General features: G+C 67.2%; 25 protein-coding genes. 14 read left to right on the top strand and 11 right to left on the bottom strand.

Annotation, left to right across the window (positions count from 1 at the left end; all coding sequences use genetic code 11):
- Positions 1-144 precede the first annotated feature (144 nt).
- Together fabD and ACW17Y_RS04910 are read right to left on the bottom strand one after the other, a co-directional pair.
- Positions 145-1,089, bottom strand: coding sequence for an ACP S-malonyltransferase (fabD, locus tag ACW17Y_RS04915; RefSeq protein ID WP_492037657.1), 945 nt, complete (start codon positions 1,087-1,089; stop codon positions 145-147).
- Between the two features lie 147 nt (positions 1,090-1,236).
- Entirely contained in the window at positions 1,237-1,623 is a 387-nt protein-coding gene (locus ACW17Y_RS04910) for a hypothetical protein (protein WP_492037656.1), read from the bottom strand.
- A 306-nt stretch (positions 1,624-1,929) separates the two neighbouring features.
- On the opposite strand from ACW17Y_RS04910, the gene rpsF reads away from it, so the two are divergent.
- The 6 genes from rpsF to ACW17Y_RS04880 all read left to right on the top strand — a co-directional run bounded on the left by rpsF (position 1,930) and on the right by ACW17Y_RS04880 (position 8,080).
- The gene (gene rpsF / locus ACW17Y_RS04905) at positions 1,930-2,313 is read left to right on the top strand and encodes a 30S ribosomal protein S6 (RefSeq protein WP_492037655.1); all 384 of its coding nucleotides are present in this window, start codon (positions 1,930-1,932) and stop codon (positions 2,311-2,313) included.
- A gap of 14 nt (positions 2,314-2,327) precedes the next feature.
- Entirely contained in the window at positions 2,328-2,612 is a 285-nt protein-coding gene (rpsR, locus tag ACW17Y_RS04900) for a 30S ribosomal protein S18 (RefSeq protein ID WP_428152313.1), read from the top strand.
- Position 2,613: 1 nt separating this feature from the next.
- Positions 2,614-3,198: a 50S ribosomal protein L9 gene (rplI, locus tag ACW17Y_RS04895; protein ID WP_492037654.1), complete on the top strand. Its 585-nt coding sequence runs from the start codon at positions 2,614-2,616 to the stop codon at positions 3,196-3,198.
- 315 nt (positions 3,199-3,513) lie between these two features.
- Entirely contained in the window at positions 3,514-5,979 is a 2,466-nt protein-coding gene (locus ACW17Y_RS04890) for a TonB-dependent receptor plug domain-containing protein (protein WP_492037653.1), read from the top strand.
- A gap of 124 nt (positions 5,980-6,103) precedes the next feature.
- A complete protein-coding gene (locus tag ACW17Y_RS04885) occupies positions 6,104-6,481 on the top strand; it encodes a hypothetical protein (RefSeq protein ID WP_492037652.1) in 378 nt (125 codons plus the stop codon).
- 117 nt (positions 6,482-6,598) lie between these two features.
- Entirely contained in the window at positions 6,599-8,080 is a 1,482-nt protein-coding gene (locus ACW17Y_RS04880) for a replicative DNA helicase (protein WP_428152309.1), read from the top strand.
- 191 nt (positions 8,081-8,271) lie between these two features.
- Here ACW17Y_RS04880 and dksA read toward each other — a convergent pair whose 3' ends face one another.
- Both dksA and ACW17Y_RS04870 read right to left on the bottom strand, forming a co-directional pair.
- Positions 8,272-8,706 (bottom strand): RNA polymerase-binding protein DksA, encoded by a 435-nt coding sequence (dksA, locus tag ACW17Y_RS04875; RefSeq protein WP_298163436.1) that lies wholly within the window; start codon positions 8,704-8,706, stop codon positions 8,272-8,274.
- 181 nt (positions 8,707-8,887) lie between these two features.
- Positions 8,888-9,313: a flagellar assembly protein FliX gene (locus ACW17Y_RS04870; protein ID WP_492037651.1), complete on the bottom strand. Its 426-nt coding sequence runs from the start codon at positions 9,311-9,313 to the stop codon at positions 8,888-8,890.
- Between the two features lie 233 nt (positions 9,314-9,546).
- Here ACW17Y_RS04870 and ACW17Y_RS04865 point away from each other — a divergent pair, with 233 nt between their 5' ends.
- The 3 genes from ACW17Y_RS04865 to ACW17Y_RS04855 are packed head-to-tail and all read left to right on the top strand — an operon-like array spanning position 9,547 to position 11,365.
- The gene (locus tag ACW17Y_RS04865; protein ID WP_492038243.1) at positions 9,547-10,602 is read left to right on the top strand and encodes a flagellar basal body P-ring protein FlgI; all 1,056 of its coding nucleotides are present in this window, start codon (positions 9,547-9,549) and stop codon (positions 10,600-10,602) included.
- Positions 10,602-10,928 carry a rod-binding protein gene (locus tag ACW17Y_RS04860; RefSeq protein ID WP_492037650.1) on the top strand — a complete coding sequence of 109 codons (327 nt, stop codon included), beginning with the start codon at positions 10,602-10,604 and terminating at the stop codon, positions 10,926-10,928. The genes ACW17Y_RS04865 and ACW17Y_RS04860 overlap by 1 nt, the downstream gene beginning before the upstream one ends.
- On the top strand, positions 10,925-11,365 hold the full coding sequence (locus ACW17Y_RS04855; protein WP_492037649.1) for a flagellar basal-body protein FlbY: 441 nt from the start codon (positions 10,925-10,927) through the stop codon (positions 11,363-11,365). Before ACW17Y_RS04860 ends, ACW17Y_RS04855 begins: the two co-directional genes overlap by 4 nt.
- A gap of 3 nt (positions 11,366-11,368) precedes the next feature.
- On the opposite strand, the gene ACW17Y_RS04850 is transcribed toward ACW17Y_RS04855, so the two are convergent.
- Positions 11,369-12,082: a nucleotide-binding protein gene (locus ACW17Y_RS04850; protein ID WP_492037648.1), complete on the bottom strand. Its 714-nt coding sequence runs from the start codon at positions 12,080-12,082 to the stop codon at positions 11,369-11,371.
- Positions 12,083-12,268: 186 nt separating this feature from the next.
- On the opposite strand from ACW17Y_RS04850, the gene ACW17Y_RS04845 reads away from it, so the two are divergent.
- From ACW17Y_RS04845 to uvrA, 3 genes are all read left to right on the top strand, one after another.
- On the top strand, positions 12,269-13,867 hold the full coding sequence (locus ACW17Y_RS04845; protein WP_492037647.1) for an EAL domain-containing protein: 1,599 nt from the start codon (positions 12,269-12,271) through the stop codon (positions 13,865-13,867).
- Positions 13,868-13,918: 51 nt separating this feature from the next.
- Positions 13,919-14,347 (top strand): hypothetical protein, encoded by a 429-nt coding sequence (locus ACW17Y_RS04840; protein ID WP_492037646.1) that lies wholly within the window; start codon positions 13,919-13,921, stop codon positions 14,345-14,347.
- Between the two features lie 120 nt (positions 14,348-14,467).
- Positions 14,468-17,371 carry an excinuclease ABC subunit UvrA gene (gene uvrA / locus ACW17Y_RS04835; RefSeq protein WP_492037645.1) on the top strand — a complete coding sequence of 968 codons (2,904 nt, stop codon included), beginning with the start codon at positions 14,468-14,470 and terminating at the stop codon, positions 17,369-17,371.
- A gap of 4 nt (positions 17,372-17,375) precedes the next feature.
- Here the strand turns inward: uvrA and ACW17Y_RS04830 are convergent, their stop codons facing one another.
- The 4 genes from ACW17Y_RS04830 to ACW17Y_RS04815 form a co-directional block, all read right to left on the bottom strand.
- Complete coding sequence (locus ACW17Y_RS04830; RefSeq protein WP_492037644.1) at positions 17,376-18,326, bottom strand: CPBP family intramembrane glutamic endopeptidase; 951 nt, start codon at positions 18,324-18,326, stop codon at positions 17,376-17,378.
- Between the two features lie 131 nt (positions 18,327-18,457).
- Positions 18,458-19,345, bottom strand: coding sequence for a hypothetical protein (locus ACW17Y_RS04825; protein ID WP_492037643.1), 888 nt, complete (start codon positions 19,343-19,345; stop codon positions 18,458-18,460).
- Between the two features lie 26 nt (positions 19,346-19,371).
- On the bottom strand, positions 19,372-20,322 hold the full coding sequence (locus ACW17Y_RS04820; RefSeq protein WP_492037642.1) for a hypothetical protein: 951 nt from the start codon (positions 20,320-20,322) through the stop codon (positions 19,372-19,374).
- Entirely contained in the window at positions 20,319-21,128 is an 810-nt protein-coding gene (locus ACW17Y_RS04815; RefSeq protein WP_492037641.1) for a hypothetical protein, read from the bottom strand. Before ACW17Y_RS04815 ends, ACW17Y_RS04820 begins: the two co-directional genes overlap by 4 nt.
- A gap of 98 nt (positions 21,129-21,226) precedes the next feature.
- Between ACW17Y_RS04815 and trmFO the strand changes: the two genes are divergently transcribed.
- Together trmFO and ACW17Y_RS04805 are read left to right on the top strand one after the other, a co-directional pair.
- Positions 21,227-22,612: a methylenetetrahydrofolate--tRNA-(uracil(54)-C(5))-methyltransferase (FADH(2)-oxidizing) TrmFO gene (gene trmFO, locus ACW17Y_RS04810; RefSeq protein WP_492037640.1), complete on the top strand. Its 1,386-nt coding sequence runs from the start codon at positions 21,227-21,229 to the stop codon at positions 22,610-22,612.
- A 3-nt stretch (positions 22,613-22,615) separates the two neighbouring features.
- Positions 22,616-23,485: an oxygenase MpaB family protein gene (locus ACW17Y_RS04805; RefSeq protein ID WP_492037639.1), complete on the top strand. Its 870-nt coding sequence runs from the start codon at positions 22,616-22,618 to the stop codon at positions 23,483-23,485.
- 4 nt (positions 23,486-23,489) lie between these two features.
- Here ACW17Y_RS04805 and ACW17Y_RS04800 read toward each other — a convergent pair whose 3' ends face one another.
- Both ACW17Y_RS04800 and fni read right to left on the bottom strand, forming a co-directional pair.
- The gene (locus tag ACW17Y_RS04800) at positions 23,490-23,612 is read right to left on the bottom strand and encodes a hypothetical protein (RefSeq protein WP_492037638.1); all 123 of its coding nucleotides are present in this window, start codon (positions 23,610-23,612) and stop codon (positions 23,490-23,492) included.
- 139 nt (positions 23,613-23,751) lie between these two features.
- Complete coding sequence (gene fni, locus ACW17Y_RS04795) at positions 23,752-24,771, bottom strand: type 2 isopentenyl-diphosphate Delta-isomerase (RefSeq protein ID WP_492037637.1); 1,020 nt, start codon at positions 24,769-24,771, stop codon at positions 23,752-23,754.
- Positions 24,772-24,831: the final 60 nt, after the last annotated feature.

Here is a 24,831-nt window from a genome sequence, read left to right as displayed (position 1 = left end):
TGGCCCGGAGGGCCGGATGAGGGGTCACACGGACCTCTCCGGTTGGGTTGCGAGGGATCACTGGAAACGCCAGTGCGACCCCTCATCCGTCAGCCCCCGATCAAGTCGGAGGCTGCCACCTTCTCCCGCAAGGGGAGAAGGAAATCAAAGCGACTTCGCGAAGGCCTCGATATCTTCGGGGCTGTTGAGGGCCAGGCTCTCGGCATCCGGCGCGATCCGCTTGGCCATGCCGGTCAGGACCTTGCCCGAGCCGATTTCGACGAAACGAGTGACGCCGCCCTCGGTGGCCATCCAGTCCATCGACTCGCGCCAGCGGACGCGACCGGTGACCTGTTCGACCAGCAGGCGACGGATCGTGTCGGCGTCGCGCTCTGGACGGGCGGTCACATTGGCGACGACGGCCGCGGACGGTGCGATCAGGGCGGCCGAAGCGAGCGCCGTCGCCATCTCGTCGGCGGCGGGCTGCATCAGGGGGCAGTGGAAGGGCGCCGAGACGTTCAGCGGGATGGCCCGCGCGCCCAATTCCTTGGCCTTCTCGATGGCGCGGTCGACCGCGGCCTTCTCGCCCGAGATGACGACATTGCCGTTGTTGTTGTCGTTGGCGACGACGCAGACCCCGACCTCTGCGCCTGCGGCGGCGGCGGCCTCGGCCAGCGCCAGATCCGTCTTCGGCCCGATCAGGGAGGCCATCGCCCCCTGCCCCACCGGCACGGCGCGCTGCATGGCCTGGCCGCGCAGCTTCAGCAGCCTGGCGGTGTCCGCGATCGACAGTGCGCCCGCCGCTGCCAGCGCGGAATACTCGCCCAGCGAATGGCCGGCGACGAAAGCAGCGCGATCGACGGCGATACCGTATTCCTTGTCCAGCACCCGCATGACGGCCAGCGACACGGCCATCAGGGCCGGCTGGGCGTTCTCGGTCAGGGTCAGCTGATCCTCGGGTCCGTTCCGCATCAGTCCGGACAGATCCTGTCCCAGCGCCTGGTCGATCTCAGCGAACACATCGCGCGCCGATCCGAAGGCGTCGGCCAGCGCCGCCCCCATGCCGACCGCCTGGCTGCCTTGTCCGGGGAACAGGAGGGCGAGGGTCATCGATAGGGTCCGTGGCGATTGTCAGAAGCGCGGAGGGGTAGGCCGGTTGGGCCGAACGGGCAAGCATCGGGCGGGATGTTGCGGAACTTCACCCGACCTTGCCGGAGACGCAGAACCAACAGCCCCGCGCCCAATCAAGCCGAAAATTCAGAAGCCTGGGCCGCTGTAATAGATGATATCCAGGACACGCTGAACGGACCAGGCCAGAGCGCTGCGTGTGTCCGGCGAGTCGTAATCGCTCGTGGATATGATGCAGACATGTCGATCATAGGGATCGGTCTCCGCCCCTTGGTAGACGATCAAGGTTTGTAGATTCTCGCTCCCGAAAAGCTGGACGTGCAGTTCTTTGCCTGCATGGTTTTCAACCGTTTCAGCAGAAAGCGGACCGGTGGGGATCAACGCAGCCAGCACGCTGGATTGGGACGATTTGGCCGGCACGGGATTGCACCGGGCGGCGACGTCCGGGCCCAAGCCCGAAAGCACCAACGGGTCCGCGCCCAAGGTAACGGCGACCAAGGCTGCGATCAGTTGCACCGGAGGCTCCATTGACAAAGGTCTCTGACCCAGTTGAACGGCGGGTTGGCTCCACCCGTTGAGATGATAACAACCGATGCGAGAAGGGGAATGAAATTCTCTGGACGCGGGCAGGATGGCGTCACCAGACCCGCGCCTTGCCTCTCGCGCCCTTTTCCCCTATACGCGCCCGCTTTCCAGGGCTTCGGTCCTGATGCGGAACACCAAAGGGTTCGGGAAGTCATCCCGGCCGCCGCTTCAGGATCCATCGTGGTTCGGACTTTACCCGGTCCGTCTGCGCCGACGCCCTACAAGGGAGACTACCGAATGGCTCTTTACGAGCACACGGTCATGTCGCGCCAGGATATCAGCGCGCAACAGGCCGAAGCCCTCAACGACACCATCAAGGACCTCATCGTGGCCGGCGGCGGTTCCGTCGCCAAGATCGAGTACTGGGGCCTGCGCAACCTGACCTACCGGGTCAAGAAGAACCGCAAGGCTCACTATTCCCTGCTGGCGATCGATTGCCCGCCTCCAGCCATGGCCGAAGTCGAGCGTCAGCTCGGCATCAACGAAGACGTCCTGCGCTGGCTGACCGTCAAGGTCGAAGAGCTGGACCTCGAGCTGTCGCCGCTGCTGGCCCGTCGTGAGCGCGAGCGTGAACGCGACCGTGAGCGTGGTCCGCGTGAAGACGCCGACGTGGCCGCGTAAGGAGATCTGGAAACATGACTGACACCACCTCCTCGCCCAACGTTCCCGGCACCCCCGCGGGTTCGGGTTCGGCCGGCCGCCGTCCCTTCTATCGTCGCCGCAAGGTCTGCCCGTTCTCGGGCGAAGGCGCGCCGAAGATCGACTACAAGGACGTCAAGCTGCTGCAGCGCTACATTTCCGAACGCGGCAAGATCGTGCCCTCGCGCATCACTGCCGTGTCCCAGATCAAGCAACGCGAACTGGCCAAGGCCATCAAGCGCGCTCGCTATCTGGCCCTCCTGCCCTACGTGGTGAAGTAAGATGAAGGTCGTTCTGCTCGAACGCGTCGAGAACCTCGGCGCCATCGGCGACGTCGTCACCGTCAAGGATGGCTTCGCCCGTAACTTCCTGCTGCCCCGTGAAAAGGCGCTGCGGGCCACCTCCAAGAACCTCGAGAAGTTCGAACTCGACCGCGCCGCCATCGAGGCCCGCAACGAGAAGAACAAGGGTGAATCGCAGAAGATCGCCGACAAGATCGACGGTCAGTCCTACGTCATGATCCGCCAGGCCGGCGAAACCGGTCAGCTGTACGGATCGGTCGCCGGTCGCGACGTCGCCGAAGCCATCCAGGCTGAAGGCGGCAAGGTCGAGCGTTCGCAAATCGCCCTCAACACGGCGATCAAGACCCTGGGCGTCCATGAAGTCGTCGTGCGCCTGCACGCCGAAGTCTCGGCCACGGTCAAGATCAACATCGCCCGCTCGGCCGACGAAGCCGAACGTCAGGCGAAGGGTGAGGACGTGATCAAGTCGGCCTACGACGAAGACCGTAACGCGGCCGCCGAACAGGCCCGCGACATGGTCGAAGGCGGCGCCGGCCAGCAGGACGGTCTCGGCTCCGAGGCCTGATCCTGAAGATCGGTTCGACGAACCGATAGAGACGCTAAAGGGCGTGTCCTCCGGACACGCCCTTTTTGCTGCGCGTCGCGAACGGGTCGCAGAAACTATGTCAAAATTGCAACGAGGCCAGCCACTTACGTTAACCCTAGCTTGACCGGGTCTCCGGACGCACCCAGCTTGCACGACAGGGGGGCGTCCGCGCCGGTCCGCGCAATAATCTTGCGCGGCTGGTCGGCCGATAACCACACGGCGGTCAACGCCGGACCTCGGACCCAATATCTCGCGCCGCGCGTCCCGCGTCGGCCCAATCTCGTCAGGCTCGTCATGCACCTCAGAATTTCTCGCTCCATCCTCCTTGGCTTCACCTCTGCGGCGACCCTGCTCGCCTGCCCGATCGCGGCCCTGGCCCAGACGGCGCCGCAGGAAGAAGCGACCGCCGTCGACGAGATCATCGTCACCGGCACCCGCACCGTCGGCCGGACCCGTCTGGACTCGGTCGCACCCGTGGACGTGATCTCGGGCGAGGTCCTGACCCGCCAAGGAGCCGGCACCGAGCTGGCCGCCGCGCTGGCCGCAACGGCTCCGGCCATCAACTTCCCCCGTCCCGCCATCTCGGACGGTTCCGATCACGTCCGTCCGGCGACCCTGCGCGGCCTCGCCCCCGACCAGACCCTGGTCCTGATCAACGGCCAGCGCGGCCACGTCGCCGCCCTGGTCAACGTCAACGGCAACCTGGGTCGCGGCTCGACAGCGTTCGACCTGAACACCGTCCCCGCAGTCACCCTCGGCAACGTCGAAGTCCTGCGCGACGGCGCCTCGGCCCAGTACGGCGCCGACGCCATCGCCGGCGTGATCAACCTGCGCCTGCGTGAAGCCAACTCCGGCGGCGGCCTGACCGCCGTCTACGGCGTCTACGACACCGAGTTTGACACCGCCCGCGGCTCGCACACCCGCAACGACGGCGAGCAGATGTCCCTGTCCGGCTGGATCGGCCTGCCCCTGTTCGGCGACGGCTTCCTGACCCTGTCGGGCGAAGTCCAGGAGCGCGATCCGACCAACCGTTCCGACTTCGCCGCCCCCGGCAGCGTGGTCGGCGGATCGGCCACCAGCGTCATCGGCCGCTTCGGCGATCCGAAGACCAGCGCCCAATCGGTCTGGTTCAACGCAGGCAAGCCTCTGCAGAACGGCTGGGAAGCCTACGCCTTCGGCGGCTTCCAGCACCGCGACTCGGAATCGGCCGCCACCGCGCGCGCGTTCAACAACGGCAACAACGTCCTCGCCATCTACCCGAACGGCTTCCTGCCGATGATCGGGGCCGGTATCGACGACTTCAACCTGTTCGGCGGCCTGAAGGGCGAAGGCGGCGGGATCGATTGGGACTTCTCGATCGGATACGGCCGCAACGAACTGGAGTACAATGTCTTCAACAGCCTGAACGCCTCCTACGGCGCAGCGTCGCAGACCTCCTTCGACGCCGGCGGCCTGGCCTATGACCAGCTGACCGTCGCGGCCGACGGCGTGAAGCAGATCGAGGCGGGTCTGTTCGAGCCGCTGAACCTCGCCTTCGGCCTCGAATACCGCCGCGAGACCTTCGAAGTCTCCGCCGGGGAACCCACCTCCTACAACAAGGGCCCGCTCAACGCCGGCGCCGGCGCCCAGGGCTTCCCGGGCTTCCAGCCGTCGAACGTGGTGGACGAGGATCGCAGCAACATCAGCGCCTATGTCGACCTGGAAGGCCGCTTCACCGAGGCGTTCACGCTCGGGTTCGCCGCCCGGTACGAGGACTATTCCGACTTCGGCGACACCCTGACCGGCAAGCTTTCGGCGCGCTATGACTTCAATGACCACTTCGCCCTGCGCGGCGCGATCTCGACGGGCTTCAAGGCTCCGGCCCTGCAGCAGCAGTTCTTCAGCTACGTCGCGACCAACCTGGTCACCACCGTGGTCGGCGGCGTGCCCGTCACCTCGCTGGTCCAGGCCGGTTCGTTCCGCGTCAACGACCCGGTCGCCATCGCCCTGGGTTCGCGTCCGCTGGAGCCGGAGCATTCGACCAACTTCTCGGGCGGCTTCATCCTGCGGAACGGCGGGTTCGAGCTGACGGTCGACGCCTATCGCATCGATATCGAGGACCGGATTATCTACTCCGAGACTCTCGGCCTGACCCGACCCAGCCAGACGGCGGCCACTACGAATGCGACTCTGGCCCTGCTGGCCCCGTTCGGCGTGACTGGAGCCCGCTTCTTCCTCAACGGCGTCGGCACCTCGACCAACGGCCTGGACGTCGTGGCTCGCTACCGCACGCAGCAGGACTTCGGCCAGTTCACCTTCACAGGCGCCGCGAACTTCAACGCGACCGAGATCACGGAACTGCCGGAGGTGCCTTCGACGGTCGCCATCCCGACCTCGCCGGGCTACCTGTTCGACCGCGCCAACCAGCTGTCGTTCTCGGACGGCACGCCCAGGCGCAAGGTCGTCGGCAGCGTCGACTGGAACCTGGGCGACTTCTCCGCCACGGCCCGCGCGACCTACTACGGCAGCGTTCTGATCGCCAACAACACCGCGACCCTGGACTACCAGACCGGCGACGCGACCCTGGTCGATCTGGAAGGCCGCTACACCTTCCCGATGGGCGTGACGGCCGCGGTGGGCGTCAACAACCTGACGGACGAGTACCCGAACTTCACCCCCTCCACGATCAACGGCGGTACGGGTTCGGTGGGCTTCCCCGGCTTCTCGCCCTACGGCTTCAACGGCCGCTTCCTGTTCGCCCGGGTGAGCTACAACTTCTAAAGACGTCCGTTTCGGACACGGCGACGGCGCGGAGAGCAATCTCCGCGCCGTTTTCGTTTTGAGGCGCCATGCTTCCGCCACGAGCGGAGGTTGAAGCTTGGCCATCAACCGGAGGGGTCCGAAAATGAAAACCGCCGCCATCGCCCTGGCCGTCGCCGTCGCGTGCGCAGCGCCCGCCTTCGCCCAGTCGAACGGTACGCTTGACACCTTCGTCACCCGCGCGAACCGCATCCCGCTGAACCCACTCGCCGCGCTCAGGCCTGACGCACGCCGGCTGATGAACGAAGCCAATGCGGCCTTCACTGCGGTCGGCGCCGAGACCCGTGCGGCGCGCGCCGCCGGGCGTCGCCCCGCCGCCTGCCCGCCGGCTCGAATGGAGGTCAACCCGCGTCAGCTGCTGGCCTTCCTGAACGCCATCCCCCAGGCACGGCGCACGCGGATGACCCCGACCGACGGCATCCGCGAGTGGATGGCGGACCGCTACCCCTGCCCCGCCGCCTGACCCGGAACTGATCCGCCTAGGGATTTACCAGCGGTCCACAGACTGGCGGCTTTCATCCCCGTTTGAGGGTGCGACCGACCGTGTCGCAGGGGCGTGCGACGGGTAAGCGTTAACCCGATGAACGCTTTCTCTCCCTTCAACGACGCCGTCGCCGTGCCGTCGCTCCCGCACAACCTCGAGGCGGAACAGGCGCTGCTGGGCGCCCTGATGTTCGACAACGCCATCTTCGAGCGTCTGAGCGACCGCCTGCGCGGCTCGCACTTCTACGAACCCTTCCACCAGCGGCTCTACGACGCCATTGAGGATCACATCCGCCAGGGCATGCTGGCCGAGCCGACCATCCTGATGGAGCGGTTCAAACAGGATCCGGCCTTCGCCGAGTTCGGCGGCCTGCGCTATCTGGCCGATCTGATGGACCGCGCGCCCCCGGGCGCCAACGCGCCGGACTACGCCCGTGTCGTCTACGACCTGGCCCTGCGCCGCGACCTGATCCGCATCGGCGGCGACATCATCAAGGAGGCTCCCGATCCCGAGCGCGCGGCGCTGGAGCAGATCGAACAGGCCGAACTGACCCTGTACTCCCTGGCCGAGACCGGCGCGCCCTCGTCCGGCTTCGTCAGCTTCTCGACGGCGCTCGCCGGCGCCGTGCAGATGGCAGGCGAGGCCTATCAGCGGGACGGCAAGCTGGCGGGTCTGGCCACCCACCTCGACGACCTTGATTCCAAGCTCGGCGGCATGCATCCGTCCGACCTTCTGATCCTCGCGGGCCGTCCTTCGATGGGCAAGACGGCGCTGGCGACCAACATCGCCTTCAATGTCGCCCGCAACTATCGGTGGGAGCCGACCCCGGACGGACGCAAGACCGTCTCGGGCGGCGTCGTCGCCTTCTTCTCTCTGGAAATGAGCGCCGAACAGCTGGCCATGCGTATTCTGGCCGACGCCTCCGGCGTGTCGTCCGACCGTCTGCGCAAGGGCGAGATCGACGCCAGCGACTTCGGCAAGGTGCGCGACGCGGCCATAGAGATCGGCGAGAGCCCCCTCTACATCGACGCCACCGGCGGCCTGGCCATCTCCAAGCTCGCCGCCCGCGCGCGGCGGCTGAAGCGGATGGAACAGGGCCTCGACCTGATCATTGTCGACTACCTCCAGCTCATCACCGTCGGCGAGGGCAATGCCCAGAAGAACCGCGTGCAGGAGGTGTCCGAGATCACCGGCGGCCTGAAGGCCCTGGCCAAGGAGTTGAACGTCCCGATCATCGCCCTGTCGCAGCTGTCGCGTCAGGTCGAAAACCGCGAGGACAAACGGCCGCAACTGTCCGATCTGCGTGAATCCGGCTCGATCGAGCAGGACGCCGACTGCGTGATGTTCGTCTATCGCGAAAGCTACTACCTCGGCCGCACCGAGCCCCGCGAAGGCACGGAAGAGCATTTGAAATGGCAGGAGGACATGGACCTTCTGGAGCACCAGGCCGAGGTGGTCATCGGCAAGCAGCGCCACGGCCCGATCGGCATCGTGAAGCTGAGCTTCGACGCGGACACGACGCGCTTCGGCAACCTGGCGCGCTCGGGTTACGGCAACTTCAGCGATATTCCAGAGTAGATATCCCTCTCCCCTTGCGGGAGAGGGAGATTGCGCACGGCGGCGAAGCCGTCGTTCTGGCGCGATCGGGTGAGGGGTCGCACGGGCGTGTCCGTGCGAGGCAAGGCAGCAATCGGTGAGGTCAGCGTGACCCCTCATCCGACTTTGCTTCGCTCAGCCACCTTCTCCCGCAAGGGGAGAAGGAAGACGGTTCAGTCGTCCCGGTGGACCCGTTCGCGGCGCTCGTGGCGTTCCTGGGCTTCCACGGACATGGTCGCGGTCGGGCGGGCTTCCAGTCGGCCGAGACCGATGGGTTCGCCGGTGTCCTCGCAGTAGCCGTAGGAGCCGTCCTCGATGCGACGCAGCGCGTCCTCGATCTTGGAGATCAGCTTGCGCTGACGGTCACGGGTGCGCAGTTCCAGCGCGCGGTCCGATTCCGACGAGGCCCGATCGACCAGGTCCGGATGGTTCTCCGTCTCGGCCTTCAGGTTGACGACGGTGCCCTTGGACTCGCGCAGGATGTCATCCCGCCAGGCCATGAGCTTGTGCTTGAAATAGGCGAGCTGACGTTCATTCATGAACGGCTCGTCGTCGGAAGGTCGGTAGGCGACCGGTTCGTCAGACACGATCGAGGCCAATGCGGTCATCGCACTCACACTCTAGAACAACGCCCCCCATGGCGCACGACGGCGTATAGGCAGGCCAGAGAGTCGCGGCAACCGGGTTCGCGCGTCCGTGATCGCGGTAAAGCTTCGTTGCAACCGGCACCGTGACATTTCGTCCTCACTTCGCTCCCCGAACGGGGGAATGAGACCGGTTTTCCGGCACTTATGCTGCGTTGCGGCGAACTTCGGCCTTGGCCAGTTCAACTGCGGCGCGAAGGTCGATCTGTTCCAGCAAACCGGTCAGACCCGCATCCTCGTCCTCCGGGCGCTCCTCGCGCAGGGTCCGGCCCAGGCGTTCAAGCGCGCCTTCGCCTGCCTCACCCGACAGCATGGCGATCTTCAGTTCGTCCAGACGGTCCAGCAGGGTTCCGCCGCGGCGGATGGCGCGACGCCTGCGTTCCGTCGCCGTTTCGACGCCCTGCAGCGCCATCAGGGCCGAAACGTCAGCGACCGCGGACGCCGGAGCCGTCGCTGCGGCCGCTGCCGACGGAGCGGCGCCGGACATCTGCGGCATCGAGAAGCCGCCGGCCGAACGCACCGAGCGCTGACCGCCTGCGGGGGCGGCGCCCGATGGGCCGTTGACCTTCATGAGCGGAGACTCCGGGACATTCCGCACCATCGTGGGCTGACCGTCACTGTTTGGTTAACGGCAGGGCAGGATTTGCCGGGCGAGACGCCTCAAGGCCCGACCCCATCCTTGATTTCACTCGCCTTTCCGTTCGGCACGATCTTCGCAACGCCCTCTCCGAACCGTCGCGGAAAGCCTGCCCAGTGCAAAAGTTTCTCACCGCCTTCCTGATCCCCCTCGCCCTCGGCGCCGTCATGGCCGCCCCGGCGTCGGCTCAATCGCGGATCAAGGACATTGCCTCGATCGAAGGCGTCCGCACCAACCAGCTGGTCGGCTATGGCCTGGTCGTCGGCCTGAACGGCACGGGCGACAGCTTGCGCAACTGCCCCTTCACCCGCCAGTCGCTCGAGGGGATGACCGAGCGTCTCGGCGTCAACATCCGCGGGACCAACGCCAACTCCAAGAACCTGGCCGCGGTGATGGTGACCGCCGAACTGCCGCCCTTCGCCACGCCCGGCTCGCGGGTCGACATCTCGGTCTCCAGCCTGTGCGACGCCAAGAGCCTGCTGGGCGGCACGCTGCTGGTCACCAGCCTCCAGGGCGCCGACAGCCAGGTCTATGCCGTGGGTCAGGGCTCGATCCAGACCGGCGCAGTGTCGGGCTCGGGCGGTTCAGGCTCTTCGGTGACGCGCGGCGTGCCGACGGCGGGCCGCATCGCCTCGGGCGCCACGGTCGAGCGCGAGACGGGCTTCCAGCTCGACAGTCTCACCGAAGTGCGTCTGACCCTGCGCAACCCGGACTTCACGACGGCCCAGCGAGTCGCCGCCGCCATCAACGCCACCTACCCCGCGACCGCCCTGGCGGAGAATGGATCGGTCATCGCCCTGCGCGCGCCGGCCCAGCTCGGCATGGCGGCCTTCATCAGCCGGGTCGAGAACATGCCGGTCGCGGTCGACACCCCGGCCCGCGTCATCATCGACGAGGTCAACGGCGTCATCGTCATGGGCGAGAACGTGCGCATCTCCACCGTCGCCATCGCCCAGGGCAACCTGACCATCTCGGTTCAGGAAAACCCCCAGGTCAGCCAGCCCGCGCCCTTCAGCCAGGGCCAGACCGCAGTCATTCCGCAATCCGACGTCACGGTCGAGGAGGAACTGGGCCGTGAGATCCGGCTGGTGAACGGGGCCACCTCACTGTCGACCCTCGTCAATGGCCTGAACGCCCTCGGCGTCTCGCCTCGCGACATGATCTCCATTCTTCAGGCCATCAAGGCGGCGGGCGCGCTGCAGGCCGACATCGAGGTGCTGTGATGAGCGACCTGGCCGTCTCCCCCTCCCTGCTGACCTCCGTCGCCGCACCGAACGCCGAGACGCCGCGCATGCGCGAGACGGCGGAACGGTTCGAGGCCTCCTTCCTGTCGCAGATGCTCAAGCCGATGTTCGAGGGCATCGAGACCGATGGTCCGTTCGGCGGCGGCGAGGCCGAGGGCACCTGGCGGAGCTTCATGATCGATGAGATGGCCAAACAGACCGTCCGCGCCGGCGGCATCGGCCTGGCCGACACCGTCGTCTCGGAGATGATCCGCATGCAGGCCGAACAGTCCCAGGCGCAGACCCTGCCGGGAGCGACGGCATGAGCCTCGATCCGACCACCGCCACCGCCTATCTGCGCAACCTCACGGCGCTGACCGACCGGCTCACCGCCCGGCTGGAGATGGAGACCGACGCCTTCGCCACCCGCCGCGCCGCCGACGTCGCAGCCGGGCTCGCCCAGACGCAGGAACTCGCCAACCAGTACCGCAAGGAATCCGCTCACCTGAAAGCCAATCGGGCCCTCCTGATGGCCGCGCCCGCCGGCGAGCGGATGGCGCTGGTCAAGGCGACCGAAGCCTTCGAGGCGGTGCTGGCCATCCACGGCCGCACGGTCGAGGCCGCGCGCACGATCTCGGAGGGCCTTGTTCGCACCATCGCTCAGGAAGTTGCCGCAGCGCGGGCCATGGGAACGGGCTATGGCGCATCCGGTCAGGCCAACGGCGGCGACAGCCGCGCCGTCACCCTGAACCGCACCGCCTGATCGTCAGCCGGCCATCGCCAGTTCCAGCGGCCCGTCGGCCTCCGCCACGGCGCCTCGCTGGCGATAGACATGCCGCCCGGCCACCGGCCACAGCTGCTCGGCCAGCGAGGCCCACAGGCTGTTGATCTCGAAGGCCGCCTGGCTGTCCGGCTGATCTTCCTGGGCGCCCAGGCCCTTCCACATCGCATTCTGATAGGCGGCGCGCTGGCGCAGGCCGACCTCGGCCAGGGGGATGCGGTATTCCGACAGAAAGTCGATGGCGTCGCGGATGACGCGCGGCTCCGCCCCGTTTCGCCGGACAGGCGCCTGGTTCAGCACGAACAGGCCCGGGCGGCGCAGGTTCTCGACCAGTTGCACGGTCCGACCGACGGCCTGCAGATCGAAGAAGTTCGGTCTGACGACGATCAGGCACAGGTCCGCAAGACGCGCCGCCTCGGACGCCTCTGCATCCGCCGACGACCGGCTGTCGACGATCAGCAGATCGATGCCCTCGCGCTCCGCCGCGCGGTGAGTCGTAAACAGAGCCCCGGCCCGGCCTTCCATGACCAGGGGCCAGTCGGCAGCGCGCTCGCGGGCCCATTCGAGCGAAGACCGCTGCGGGTCCATATCGACCAGGATGACGCGCTTGCCCGCCGCGACGGCCGCAGCGGCCATGTGCACGGCCAGGGTCGACTTGCCGGCCCCGCCCTTGCGCGACATCACCGCGATCGTCTTCATCGGCCCCCGCCTGTCTGGATGGCCCGTCCGGCGTTCCGGGAACGTCGTTACGGTTTGTTCACCATAGAAGCCGTGCTCGCGGCGTCAACGAATCACCCGGAACCAACTCGTCCGGCGCGGGAATTTTCGGACGGTTAAGCATGGCTCTGCGGCGAACCTTAACCGGTGCGCGTGCAGGATGAACCCATGATCCGCACGCGTCTTCTGGGTTTCACCTTCGCTTCCGCCGACCTGCTGCTTGAGCTCGACGCCAAGGGGCTGACGGTGTTCGGGCTGGGTTCGGGACCCACGGCCGACCTCCCTGCTGAAGGATTCTGCGGCGCCCGGCTGGGAAACCGCGTGGCTCCCGCCAGCGCCGAAGCGCTCAACGACGTGTTGAAAGGCCTTCTGCCCGGGTGCCGGTCGGCGCCGGTGGAACTTCTGTTCAATGCCGGCGAGGGGCGGTTGAGGCGCGCGACTGCGCGGTTCTTCGTGCTGCCAGACCTGGCGCCCAATGTCTCCTGCTCGGTGACCTGGGAAGGCCCGGTCTATCGTCTGCATGACGCGGAGGCGGCGCCGGCGCTGACGCCCGAAGCCTTCCTCGCGCGGGCTCGCGAGATCATGGCTCCACCTGCGGAGGCGCGCGAGCTGGCCGTGGCCTTCGTCGATGTCGAAGGCCTCGCCGCCGCCCAGGGAACCGGAGAGGCCGGCGAACGGCTGAACGCCCGCGTCGAAGCCGCTCTTCAGGCCGCTTCCCTCGCCGGGACCTCGGCCGGAAAGCTGGGACCGGAACGGTTCGCCGTGATACGCGACCGGGGCGAAGAGTCCGACATTGCCGGCGAGATGCATGAGATCGGCCGCAGCGAAGGTTTCGAGCTTTCGGCATCTTCGACGGAATCCGACCTGACCGCCGGCGGCGAGTCGCTAAGCGCCCTGCGCGCCCTGCGAGTTGCGGTCGAGGGGTGCCTGAAGGACGGCGGTTCCGGCCGGCCGGAACTCAGCTTCACCGCTGCCCTGTCGCAGACCCTGAACGACGCCCATGCCTTCCAGTCGATGGTGCGCGACCGTCGGTTCGAGCTGCACTACCAACCCATCGTCGACCTGAAGACCGGGGCCGTGCATCACTTCGAGGCCCTTGCCCGGTTCAAGGGCTCGGCAAGCCCGGCCAACGCCATCCGCATGGCCGAGGAGATGGCGCTGATCGACAGCTTTGACGTCGCCGTGGCCGAGAAGGCTCTGAGCCGACTGCGCCAGAAGGGCGCGGGACTGCTAAAGTTCGCCATCAACGTCTCGGGCGCCTCGCTGGCCGACGACCGCTATGTCCAGGCCCTGCTGCGGATGACCGCGTCCCGGCCTGAAGAGCGCAAGCGTCTGATCGTCGAGGTCACGGAATCCGCCGCCCTGTCCGATGTCGAGGCCGCCAACCGTCGCCTGGGCGGGCTGCGCGCCGCCGGCATCAAGGTCTGTATCGACGACTTCGGCGCGGGCGCGGCCAGCTACGACTATCTGCGCCGCCTGTCGGTCGACACGGTCAAGATCGACGGGACCTTCGTCCAGGGCCTGGAGAGCGATCCGCGCGCCCGGACTCTGATCGGCCACCTGGTCGACCTGTGCCGCTCACTGAAGGTCGAGACCATCGCCGAAATGATCGAGACAGAGGCGGCCGCCGACGTCCTGCGCGAGATCGGCGTCGATCTGGGCCAGGGCTGGCTGTTCGGCAAGGCCGAGGCGGAGCCACGCACCGTACTGGCTTACAACGAGCCCGTCGCCGCGCGCCGCGTGGGCGCCGTCGCAGGTTGGGGCTGACGCAAGGCCGCCAGGCGTGACAGGCTAGGGGATCGTCCCCCGGAGGTCGCCTTGATCCGTTTTGCGTTCCTTGCCCTCGCCGGCTCCATCGCCGTCGCCGGATGCGCCACCGCGCCGGAGGCGACCTTCGCCGGACCGCCCGACTTCAGCCCGATCCAGACGCAGCCCCACGCTCGCGCCCGCCTGTTCGTCGACTGCATCGCCCAGGCGACGGCGGCCGGCGCCTATGGCCACGCGCATTCAGGCGACAGCGACCGGCTCCTGTTCACCTGCAACGACGCACCGGCCCGCGCCCTTTATGACGGTCTGGCGGCCCGCAGCGCGGCCATCGGCACGGAGGCGCAGGTCGACGGCCGCACGTTCCGGACGACGGAAATCGTGGAGCGGGATCTTTTCGGCGTGGACTATTGTTCGACGGGCGGCGCGAACGACTTCACCTGCGTCATCACCCTGAACACGGGCGCCGCGCTCGTCGAGTGACAGCCTCTGTCAGCAGCGCCTTTATGTTCCCACATTGTTCTTGCTGAATCAGCGAGATCAGTTCCCATATAGCGTTGTCGCACCGGACACCTGTCCGGCATTCCCGCGTTCCCGGACAGCATGACCGAAAAGCACAACTTCATTCGCGTGCGTGGCGCCCGCGAGCACAATCTCAAGGGCGTGGATGTCGACATCCCGCGTGAGAAGCTGGTCGTGATGACCGGCCTGTCGGGGTCGGGCAAATCCTCGCTCGCTTTCGACACCATCTATGCCGAGGGCCAGCGTCGCTATGTCGAGAGCCTGAGCGCCTATGCCCGCCAGTTCCTGGAGCTGATGGGCAAGCCCGACGTCGACCTGATCGAGGGCCTGTCGCCGGCCATCTCGATCGAACAGAAGACGACGTCCAAGAACCCGCGCTCCACCGTCGGCACGGTGACCGAGATCCACGACTACATGCGCCTGCTGTGGGCGCGGGTGGGCGTGCCCTATTCGCCCGCGACCGGCCTGCCGATCGAGAGCCAGACCATCTCCATGATGGTCGACAAGCTGAGCGCCCTGCCCGAGGGCGAGCGCCTGCTGCTGCTCGCGCCCGTCGTTCGCGGCCGCAAGGGCGAGTACAGGAAGGAGATCGCCGAGTGGCAGCGCTCGGGCTTCCAGCGCCTGAAGATCGACGGCCAGTTCTATGCCATCGAGGACGCGCCGACGCTCGACAAGAAGTTCAAGCACGATATCGACATCGTCGTGGACCGGATCGTCACCAAGGCGGGGCTGGAGGCGCGCTATGCCGACAGCCTGCAGACCGCGCTGGGCCTCGCCGACGGCATCGCCGTCGCCGAATGGGCGAATGCGGCCGAGGGTGAAGACCCGCGCCGGATCACCTTTTCCGAGAAGTTCGCCTGCCCCGTGTCCGGCTTCACCATCGCCGAGATCGAGCCGCGGCTGTTCTCGTTCAACAACCCGTTCGGCGCCTGTCCGGTCTGTGACGGCCTGGGGGTCAAGCTGGCCTTCGACGCCGATCTGGTGATACCGGACCGCGACAAGACCCTGCACAAGGGCGCCGTCGCCCCGTGGTCGCGCGGCCCCTCGCCGCTCTACACCCAGACCCTGCAGGCGCTGGCGCTTCACTACGGCTTCTCGATGGATTTGCCGTGGCGCGATCTGCCGGAGAAGGCCCAGAAAGTCATCCTGAACGGCACCGGGACCGAGAAGATCAAGTTCGTCTATGACGACAACGCCCGGAAATACGAGGTCTCCAAGCCGTTCGAAGGCGTCGTCCCCAACCTCGACCGCCGCTGGCGCGAGACCGACAGCGCCTGGGTCCGAGAGGAACTGGGCCGCTTCCAGTCCGAGACGCCCTGCGACGCCTGCCACGGCAAGCGCCTCAAGCCCGAGGCCCTGGCGGTCAAGATCGACGGCTCCGACATCGCCGACATCTCGACCCTGTCGATCAGGAAGGCCTTCGACTGGGTCAGCGCCCTGCCCGAACAGCTGACCGACAAGCAGATGGAGATCGGCCGCCGCATCCTGAAGGAGATCGGCGACCGGCTGCGGTTCCTGAACAACGTCGGCCTCGACTACCTCAGCCTGTCGCGGTCGTCCGGCACCCTGTCCGGCGGGGAGAGCCAACGCATCCGTCTGGCGTCGCAGATCGGTTCCGGCCTGACGGGCGTACTGTACGTTCTGGACGAGCCGTCGATCGGCCTGCACCAGCGTGACAACAGCCGGCTGCTGGAGTCGCTGCGCGGCCTGCGCGACCTCGGCAACTCCGTGCTCGTCGTCGAGCATGACGAGGAGGCGATCCTGACCGCCGACTACGTCATCGACATGGGTCCGGCCGCCGGCGTCCACGGCGGCGAGATCTGCGCCGAGGGCACCCCCGCCGAGGTCATGGCCAATCCCAAGTCCCTGACCGGCAAGTACCTGACCGGCGAGCGCGAGATCGAACTGCCGCCCGAGGGTCGCCGTCCGGTCGACCGCAAGAAGACGCTGAAAATCTCGGGCGCCACCGGCAACAATCTGAAGAGCGTCACCGGCGAGATTCCCGTCGGCCTGTTCACCTGCGTCACCGGGGTGTCGGGCGGCGGCAAGTCCACCTTCACCATCGAGACCCTCTACAAGGCCGCCGCGCGTCGCCTGCACAACGCCTCGGACGCCCCCGCCCCGTTCGACCGGATCGAGGGGCTGGAGCATTTCGACAAGGTCATCGACATCGACCAGTCGCCGATCGGGCGGACGCCCCGGTCGAACCCGGCGACCTACACCGGCGCCTTCGGGCCGATCCGGGACTGGTACGCCGGTCTGCCGGAATCAAAGGCGCGCGGCTACGGGCCGGGTCGGTTCAGCTTCAACGTCAAGGGCGGGCGCTGCGAGGCCTGTCAGGGCGACGGCCTGATCAAGATCGAGATGCACTTCCTGCCCGACGTCTACGTCACCTGCGATATCTGCAAGGGCAAACGCTACAACCGCGAGACGCTGGAGATCGTCTTCAAGGGCAAGTCGATCAGCGACGTGCTGGACATGACGGTCGAGGAGGCCGGACAGTTCTTCAAGGCGGTCCCGCCGATCCGCGACAAGATGCTGACCCTCAGCCGCGTCGGTCTCGACTACGTCAAGGTCGGCCAGTCGGCGACGACCCTGTCCGGCGGCGAGGCCCAGCGGGTCAAGCTGTCGAAGGAGCTGTCGAAACGCGCCACCGGCAAGACCCTCTATATCCTCGACGAGCCGACGACGGGTCTGCATTTCGAGGATACGAGGAAGCTGCTGGAAGTGCTGCAGGAACTGGTCGAGAGCGGCAACACCATCGTGGTGATCGAGCACAACCTCGATGTCATCAAGGTCGCCGACTATCTGCTGGACTTCGGGCCCGAGGGCGGCGACGGCGGGGGCGAGATCGTCGCGGTCGGCACGCCGGAACAGGTTGCGGCCAACGACAAGTCGTGGACCGGGAAATACCTCAAGGAGGTGCTGGACCGGCACGAGACGCGCCGCAAGGCGCGGGTCGCGGCCCTCAGGCGGAGCGCCTGAGGGTTCAGGCTGCAGCCTCCGCCGGTTCGGAGGCGGCCTGCACTCCGTGGTTCCGGGTCCGGCCTTGCAGAGTCAGCAGGATGACCCCGATGAGCAGCACCGTGGTCGTGACGAGGCTGGCTTCAGGCCCGAAGGCCCCGCCCGTCAGCCACCAGACCGCACCCGGCGCGGCCGCCAGATCGGTGATCAACGGCACGGAGTCGATCACCTGGCCCGAAACCTCAAGGCCGAATCCGAGGCCCAGAAGCCAGTTCCAGGCGGCATGCCAGCCACACGCGCCCCACAAGGAACCCTCGCGCACGGCGTAGAGGCTGATGAAAAGCCCGAAAAGGACGACGTTGGCCAGCCCGACAAGCAACTCTCTCGACGGTTCGATGTTGCCGGCGTGGGCAAGGGCGAACAGGACCGAATTGGCGATCACGGCGACCCATAATCCGTGACGTGAGGCGATCAGTTGCATCAGCCAGCCCCTGAACAGGATTTCCTCCGAGGAGCCCTGGATGATGAAGCCCAGCATCAGCACCCCTATGGGAAGAAGGGCCGCCCCCAGGGCGGCGTGGCCAAAGGCGCCGGCCCCTTCGACCACATAGCCCCCGGACAGCCAGATCGTGCCGACGACGGCCAGCAGGAACCCGAGACCCGTCAGATAGCCGCGGACGAACCGCATCGGGCCCTTGCCATTCAGTCCCAGAGCCGACGGCCCGCGCCGTTCAAACAGCCCGGCCCAGAGCAGGACCAGAAGCGCCGTCAGGCCGAAGGCGGCGCCGAGCTGATAGGCCATCTGCGGCCAACCGTCAGAACCGCCACCGGAGACTACAAACCCCGTCGCAATGGCCGGAATGATGGCCCCCGCCTGACCCGCGATCATGAAGACGAGGCCCAGCGCGACAGCCGCCAGGGTCCAGGTCCGCCGGTGGCTTGGCTTGCGCCCGGCGTAGAGTTCAATGCCGGTCATGCGGGGCTCCAGTCGGACGGGTCAGCGGATAGGGGTCCGTTCTGTCTAGAGGCCCCGGCCCTGCCCGATGGATGCACACACCCCGGAATTTGTCCGATCCCGTCCGGGGGACGGGCCCGGGCGCGACCGGGTCACTCGTGCGGAAGGCCCTTCAGGTCGCGATAGGCGGCCGAGAAGGGTGCGTAGACCACTGCGAGCTGCAACGCCGAGAAGATCGCGTTGATGGCGCCCCATGCGAGAAGGCCGACGCCCGCCGTCTGAAGGATCTGGGCGGTCGACTGGCCGTCGAGCGCCGCGAGCTGTTCAAGGCCCCCGGTCGCCATGGTGACCGGCAGGGCGACGATGGTGGAGAGGATGCCGACCAGCATCGACATGATGACGGCGATCACCGCCATGCCGAGCAACGGCAGCGCATGTCCCTTGGTCAGGCCAAAGGAGGCGAAGGGCGCGATGCGCTTCTCATGGAAGGTGGTCGGAACGGCCAGGCTGAGACGGACCGCCAGCCAGATCAGCAGGGCGGCTGCTCCGAGACCCAGCAGAACACCGACGAGGATGCCGACACCCGTGTTGACCTGACCGGCGACGCCCGCCGCCACTCCGACAATCGTAAACAGGAGCACAGTCCCGGCGAAGAAGACGATGCCGAGAAGCACAGTGACCACCAGCACGCGCAGCTCGTCTCCGCCCAGCCGCATGTAGCCGAAACTCTTTTCGGCCGGCCTCAGCACGGAGCGGGCGACGGCGGCGTTGAGCACCGCACCAAGCACCAGGCTAAGAGGCAGGGCCAGGGCCATGAAGCCCGACCAGCTCTGCATCAAGACCTGGATTTCCTGCGTGCTGGGCTGGGTCCCTTCCAGGCTCTCGGTCGTCGCCAAAACCGTGGCCAGTGGCCCGGCGAACAGGCCGAAGAAGGCGGCGAAGAAACCGGTATAGGCCAGGGCCCAGAATACGATCGCCAGTGGATGGCGGCGCACCACGCGGAAACCCTCGAAGGCGGCCTCGGTCGCTGAAAAGGTCATCAAATCCCTCCCTGAATCCAGATCTATCACGACTGTAGCGTATCGACGGGCGCCGCGTCTTCGAGGATCGGCCCGACCGGGGCCGTCGGAACGCCGTCCAGCAACTGCCGCGCCGCGACGACGCCGGGCGCTGCGTACAAAGCCATCACCCACCCGAACACGATCGAGAACGGGATCAGGGTCACCAGCGCCGGGACTATCATCGCCTGGATCAGGGGCTGCACATCGGCATAGCTCTCGACCTGCGCCGGCCACTGCAGGCCCTGACCGAAGAAACTTCCCACGAGGATCGTGCCCGCGAGGGCGTACATGAGGATCAGGCTGACCATGTAGATCAGCCAGACCACCAGGTTCAGGCCAAGCAGCTTCCACATCTGCCCCCTCGCCAGGGCCCAGCCCTCGGCGAAGGCGAACCGTTTCAGGATCAGACTGGCCGGCGCGATCAGCGACACGCGCAGCCAGCCCCAGATCGACAGGGCGAACACCAGCAGGCCGTAGACGATCAGAACGCCGACCGCCGTCGCCTGACTGGAGCTCCACAGCGCCGCGCCGATCCCGACGCCGAGCAGGATCAGCACCAGAAGGGCGATGTACCAACCGATGAACACGGCCACGACGGTCACCGCGACCCGGACCTCATCCATTCCAAGGCGCAGGAACAGGAATCGGTCCCCTCGCCCCGGCGACAGGGTCGCGCGCGCCGCCGCCGTCCAGGTCAGCAGCATGACGAGATACATTACGATGTTCATGCCATTGATCGCGGCCTGAAGCCGGATCGACTCCATCAAATAGGTGTCGAACGCCTCCTCACCGCTGGCCGAGCCGACCATCGAGGCCATGAGGGGGATCAACAGGCTGTACATGGCGGCGACCAGCGCCATCATCATCAGCCCCCAGACGAAGAGATAGAGCGGCCGCCGGCGCAACAGCAGGAACGGCGCACCGACCGCGTCGTTGAAGGAAAAGCCCGGCGTCATCGCTTCGTCTCCTCGGGTGACCAGTATTCCAGCTGTCGGTAGGCGGCGCCGAGGAAACCGATCGTCAGCGGCAGTTGCAGACCGGCCAGAACCAGCGCCACGACGATGTCTCCTGTCCTCCCGCTCAGCACGCCGGCCCCGATCAGGATCAGCAGCACGATCCGGGGCAGGGCCGTCACGATCAAACCGGCCAGCAGCGGCCAGAAGCTGCCGTAGGCGATGCCCATCGCATTCAGCGACACCATCTGGCGTCGCCCCAGGGTGGCGGGCGCGAACAGGGACAGCCGAACGACGAGCAGCAAGGGAATCGCGACCGCGCCGACGCCGAGCACAGCCAGAACACCGAGCTTCCACGGTTCGCCCACCGCGGCCCAGTCCCGCGCCTGAATGGCCTGAACATTCAGTTCCGCCATGCCAAAGATCGCCAGAACGACCAGGGCCAGGATGCACACGATCATTGCCAGGAACAGCAGGCACAGCAGCAGGGCGCCCAGCAGCCGGGCCTCGGGCAGTTTCCCCTGCAACCCCAGCGGACCGAGGCCCATGGCCCGCGCCTCCGCCAGATCGTCGCTGATCGAAAGACGGGCCAGGGCGCCGACGGCGCCGAGGGTCGAGGCCGCGACAGCCAGCGCCCAGATTCCCCGAATCCAGCCTTCAGGAGTCCAGAACGCAGGCAGAAGCCACAGGGCCGTGCACAGCGCCAGTGCGCCGGCAGCACCCGACCACATGAGCGGCAGCATACGCAGCGTCCTGCCCAGAGCGGCCTGAAGGTTCAGGCGCCGGCCTCCGACATCCTTGTTGCTCATCAAGCCCCCTCGCCGAGCGTTCGGCCGATCATAGCGGGCGATATCACATGCCGACAGACGCCTGCTGACGAACACCATCCGCGTGTTTAAGAAGCCGCATGACTGACCTCTCTCCTATCCACGTCATCGGCGGCGGCCTCGCCGGTTCGGAAGCCGCATGGCAGATCGCCTCGGCGGGCGTCCCCGTCGTCCTGCACGAGATGCGCGGCGTGCCGGGCATCAAGACCGACGCTCACCATACCGACGGCCTCGCCGAACTGGTTTGCTCCAATTCCTTCCGCTCCGACGACTGGGAGCACAATGCCGTGGGCCTGTTGCACGCCGAGATGCGGGCGCTCGGTTCGATCATCATGGCCTGCGGCGACGCGCATCAGGTTCCGGCGGGCGGGGCGCTCGCGGTCGACCGCGACGGCTTCTCCCAGGCCGTGACGGCGAAACTGGAGGCCCATCCGCTGGTGACCATCCAGCGCGAGGAGATCGCCGGACTGCCGCCGGAAGAGTGGGACAGCGTCATCGTCGCCACCGGCCCCCTGACCTCCCCCGCCCTCGCCGAAGCGATCCTGAAGCTGACCGGCGAGGAGAGCCTGAGCTTCTTCGACGCCATCGCCCCGATCGTTCATGCCGAGTCGATCGACTTCGACATCGCCTGGCGTCAGTCGCGCTACGACAAGGAAGGTCCGGGCGGAGACGCCGCCGCCTACGTCAACTGCCCGATGAACAAGGCCGAGTACGAGGCCTTCGTCGACGCCCTGATCGACGGCCCCAAGGCCGAGTTCAAGGAATGGGAGAACGTCCCCTATTTCGACGGATGCCTGCCCATCGAGGTCATGGCCGAACGCGGTCGCGAGACCCTGCGTCACGGCCCGATGAAGCCGGTCGGCCTGACCAACCCGCGCGATCCGCTGGTCAAGGCTCACGCCATCGTCCAGCTGCGTCAGGACAATGCCCTGGGCACCCTGTTCAACATCGTCGGCTTCCAGACCAAGCTGAAGCACGGCGCCCAGGCCGAGACCTTCCGCATGATCCCCGGCCTGCAGAACGCCCAGTTCGCGCGGCTCGGCGGCCTGCACCGCAACACCTATCTGAACTCCCCCCAGCTGCTGGATCGCCAGTTGCGCATGAAGTCGATGCCCCGCCTGCGCTTCGCCGGCCAGGTCACCGGCGTCGAGGGCTATGTCGAGAGCGCAGCGACGGGCCTGCTGGCCGGCCGTCTCGCCGCCGCCGAACGGCTTGGCAAGCCGCTCGATGCGCCCGAGGCCCACACCGCCATCGGCGCCCTGGTCGAACACATCACCGGCGGCCACCTGGCGGGATCAAAGTTCCAGCCGATGAACATCAACTATGGACTTCTGCCCCCGCTGGAGGCGCCCAAGGTCGACGAGGCCGGGGTCAAGATCCCGATGAAGGAACGCGGCCGCGCCAAAAAGCGGCTGATGAGTATCCGGGCGCTCGATGCGCTGAAGCAATGGCGGGACGTGGCCTGATCGATGCTGGATCCGGTCAAGATCGCGATCCGCCGCCGGATCAATGAGCTGTTCAACGACTATGAGCGCGGCGAGCGGCCGGCCCTGCGCCGCGCTGACGCCCTGTTCCCGACCGACGCCGTCGCCTGGCGGGTCAATGGCGACATCGTCACCATGATGATCGGCGGGGTGTCGGGCCTGCTGCTTCAGATGCTGCATCCGGCCGTGCTGGCCGGCGTCTGGGACCATTCGGACTTCCGCGCCGACATGCACGGGCGGCTGAGACGGACGGCCAAGTTCATCGCGGCCACCACCTACGACCATGCCGCCAGCGGGCAGGCGGCGATCGACCGCGTCAAGGGCATCCATGTGAAGCTGGGCGGAACCCTGCCCGACGGCACGCCCTACAAGGTCGACGACCCGGCCCTGCTGGCCTGGGTCCATGTGACGGAGATCAAGAGCTTCCTCGACGCCTGGATCCGCTATCAGGATCCGCAGATGTCGATGGCGGATCAGGACGCCTATTTCGACGAGATGGCGCGCATCGGCGTGGCCCTCGGCGCCGACCCGGTGCCGCGCGATCGCGCCGGGGCCGAGGCCCTGATCCAGTCGATGCGGCCCCATCTGAAAGCCGACGCCCGCACGCACGAGGTCGCCGCCTTGGTCATGGGTCAGAGGATCGGCGGCCCGGCGGAAGGGATCGCGGCCGGTCTGGTCATGGCGGCGGGGGCGGATCTGTTGCCGGATTGGGCGCGCGCGATGCACGGCCTGCCCGCCGCATTGCCGGCCCAGCGGTTCGGGGCCCGGTCTCTGGCCCGCACCCTCGACTGGGTCTACCAGGGCTCGCCCAACCGCAAGGTCTGGCCCGACGAGGTCGACGTCTGGCCGGAGTAGTCGCCTAGGCCAGCCAGAACCAGGCGCACAGGGCGAACTGCGCCGCGGTGGTCAGCACAAGCCCGGCGACAAGCGCCACCTCAACCCGGTCCGGCCGCCGAACGGGCGCGACTTCGGATCGAGACACGGCGACTGGTGCTTTGGGAAAGGGATGAACGCTCAACGACTCGGCTCCGATGACCTCCGGATGCTACACGATTCTCGATCCGACCTGGACGTGTTGAACGGAGCGAACCTCTCGCCCTGATAGGCTACGGCCCGGGCATCTACAGCAGCGGCGCCCGCCGCAGGTCCTGAAGGTTGGCCGACCCTGTGCAGAAGCAGGCTGTTCGCAACTGGCGGATGACGACCTGGAAATGCTCGACCACCGCTTCGGTCGAGACCGTCGCGGAATGTAGCACGCCGGCCGCCTGACCCACGACGTCGGCGCCCAACCGGATGGCCTTGGCCGCGTCGAGGCCGTCCCGGACGCCGCCCGATCCGATCAGGACGACGTCCGGGCAGGCGGCGCGAACCTGGGCGATCGCCACGGCGGTCGGAATGCCCCAGTCGGCGAAGGCCAGGGCATGCGCCTTGTCCGCCGGCTCGGTCGCGCGCTCGCCCTCGATCAGCCCCCAGTTCGCCCCGCCCGCCCCGGCGACGTCGAGCGCCGCAACGCCCATGTCGGCCAGCCGTCGCGCGCTCGCGGCTGACAGGCCGGCCCCCGTTTCCTTGACCACCACCGGCGCATCCAGCCGCCGCACCAGAGCCTCAAGCGCCGCGCCGACGCCCCACCAGTCACGGTCGCCCTCGGGCTGACAGGCTTCCTGAAGCGGGTTCAAGTGGACGATCAGGGCGTCGGCGCCGATCATCTCGATCACCCGGCGCGCCTCGTCGACACCGAACCCCCGGGTCAGCTGGGCCGCGCCGATATTGGCCAGGATGGGCGTGTCCGGCGCCCGGCGACGCAGTGACTGGTCCAGCCCGCTCGCCCCGCCCTCCAGCGCCGCCCGCTGGGACCCGACCGCCAAGGCAATGCCGAGGGCTTGCGCCGCCTCGGCCAGATGGGCGTTGATCGCCTCGGCCCGTGCGGGCCCGCCGGTCATGGAACTGATCAGCAGCGGCGCCTGCAGCCGCCGCCCCAGGAAGTCCGCGCCAAGGTTGATCTTGGCGTGATCCAGATCGGGCAGAGCCTCGTGGACGAACCGGATCGCATCGAACCCGGCGTCCCGCGCATGCCGCCCGCCGCCCGCCAGGACGACGTCCAGATGCTGGTCCTTGCGGTCACGGATAGTGTCGTCAGTCATGCCGACTGCTTAGCGGCACGACGCCACGGTTGGAACAGCGCCCGAGCAGGCGTAGTCTGA

The sequence above is a fragment of the Brevundimonas sp. AVps7 genome, from assembly GCF_058681545.1.
This window is presented reverse-complemented; position numbering and strand designations above follow the sequence as displayed.

Coding starts and splice junctions, on each gene's coding strand:
- ACW17Y_RS04880 (WP_428152309.1), top strand. CDS start 6,599: ATGAACGCTTTCTCTCCCTTCAACGACGCCGTCGCCGTGCCGTCGCTC.
- fabD (WP_492037657.1), bottom strand. CDS start 1,089: ATGACCCTCGCCCTCCTGTTCCCCGGACAAGGCAGCCAGGCGGTCGGC.
- rpsR (WP_428152313.1), top strand. CDS start 2,328: ATGACTGACACCACCTCCTCGCCCAACGTTCCCGGCACCCCCGCGGGT.
- rplI (WP_492037654.1), top strand. CDS start 2,614: ATGAAGGTCGTTCTGCTCGAACGCGTCGAGAACCTCGGCGCCATCGGC.
- rpsF (WP_492037655.1), top strand. CDS start 1,930: ATGGCTCTTTACGAGCACACGGTCATGTCGCGCCAGGATATCAGCGCG.
- ACW17Y_RS04865 (WP_492038243.1), top strand. CDS start 9,547: ATGGCCGCCCCGGCGTCGGCTCAATCGCGGATCAAGGACATTGCCTCG.
- ACW17Y_RS04845 (WP_492037647.1), top strand. CDS start 12,269: ATGATCCGCACGCGTCTTCTGGGTTTCACCTTCGCTTCCGCCGACCTG.
- fni (WP_492037637.1), bottom strand. CDS start 24,771: ATGACTGACGACACTATCCGTGACCGCAAGGACCAGCATCTGGACGTC.
- ACW17Y_RS04830 (WP_492037644.1), bottom strand. CDS start 18,326: ATGACCGGCATTGAACTCTACGCCGGGCGCAAGCCAAGCCACCGGCGG.
- ACW17Y_RS04815 (WP_492037641.1), bottom strand. CDS start 21,128: ATGAGCAACAAGGATGTCGGAGGCCGGCGCCTGAACCTTCAGGCCGCT.
- ACW17Y_RS04850 (WP_492037648.1), bottom strand. CDS start 12,082: ATGAAGACGATCGCGGTGATGTCGCGCAAGGGCGGGGCCGGCAAGTCG.
- ACW17Y_RS04825 (WP_492037643.1), bottom strand. CDS start 19,345: ATGACCTTTTCAGCGACCGAGGCCGCCTTCGAGGGTTTCCGCGTGGTG.
- uvrA (WP_492037645.1), top strand. CDS start 14,468: ATGACCGAAAAGCACAACTTCATTCGCGTGCGTGGCGCCCGCGAGCAC.
- ACW17Y_RS04820 (WP_492037642.1), bottom strand. CDS start 20,322: ATGACGCCGGGCTTTTCCTTCAACGACGCGGTCGGTGCGCCGTTCCTG.
- ACW17Y_RS04870 (WP_492037651.1), bottom strand. CDS start 9,313: ATGAAGGTCAACGGCCCATCGGGCGCCGCCCCCGCAGGCGGTCAGCGC.
- ACW17Y_RS04860 (WP_492037650.1), top strand. CDS start 10,602: ATGAGCGACCTGGCCGTCTCCCCCTCCCTGCTGACCTCCGTCGCCGCA.
- ACW17Y_RS04885 (WP_492037652.1), top strand. CDS start 6,104: ATGAAAACCGCCGCCATCGCCCTGGCCGTCGCCGTCGCGTGCGCAGCG.
- ACW17Y_RS04805 (WP_492037639.1), top strand. CDS start 22,616: ATGCTGGATCCGGTCAAGATCGCGATCCGCCGCCGGATCAATGAGCTG.
- ACW17Y_RS04890 (WP_492037653.1), top strand. CDS start 3,514: ATGCACCTCAGAATTTCTCGCTCCATCCTCCTTGGCTTCACCTCTGCG.
- ACW17Y_RS04855 (WP_492037649.1), top strand. CDS start 10,925: ATGAGCCTCGATCCGACCACCGCCACCGCCTATCTGCGCAACCTCACG.
- trmFO (WP_492037640.1), top strand. CDS start 21,227: ATGACTGACCTCTCTCCTATCCACGTCATCGGCGGCGGCCTCGCCGGT.
- dksA (WP_298163436.1), bottom strand. CDS start 8,706: ATGACCGCATTGGCCTCGATCGTGTCTGACGAACCGGTCGCCTACCGA.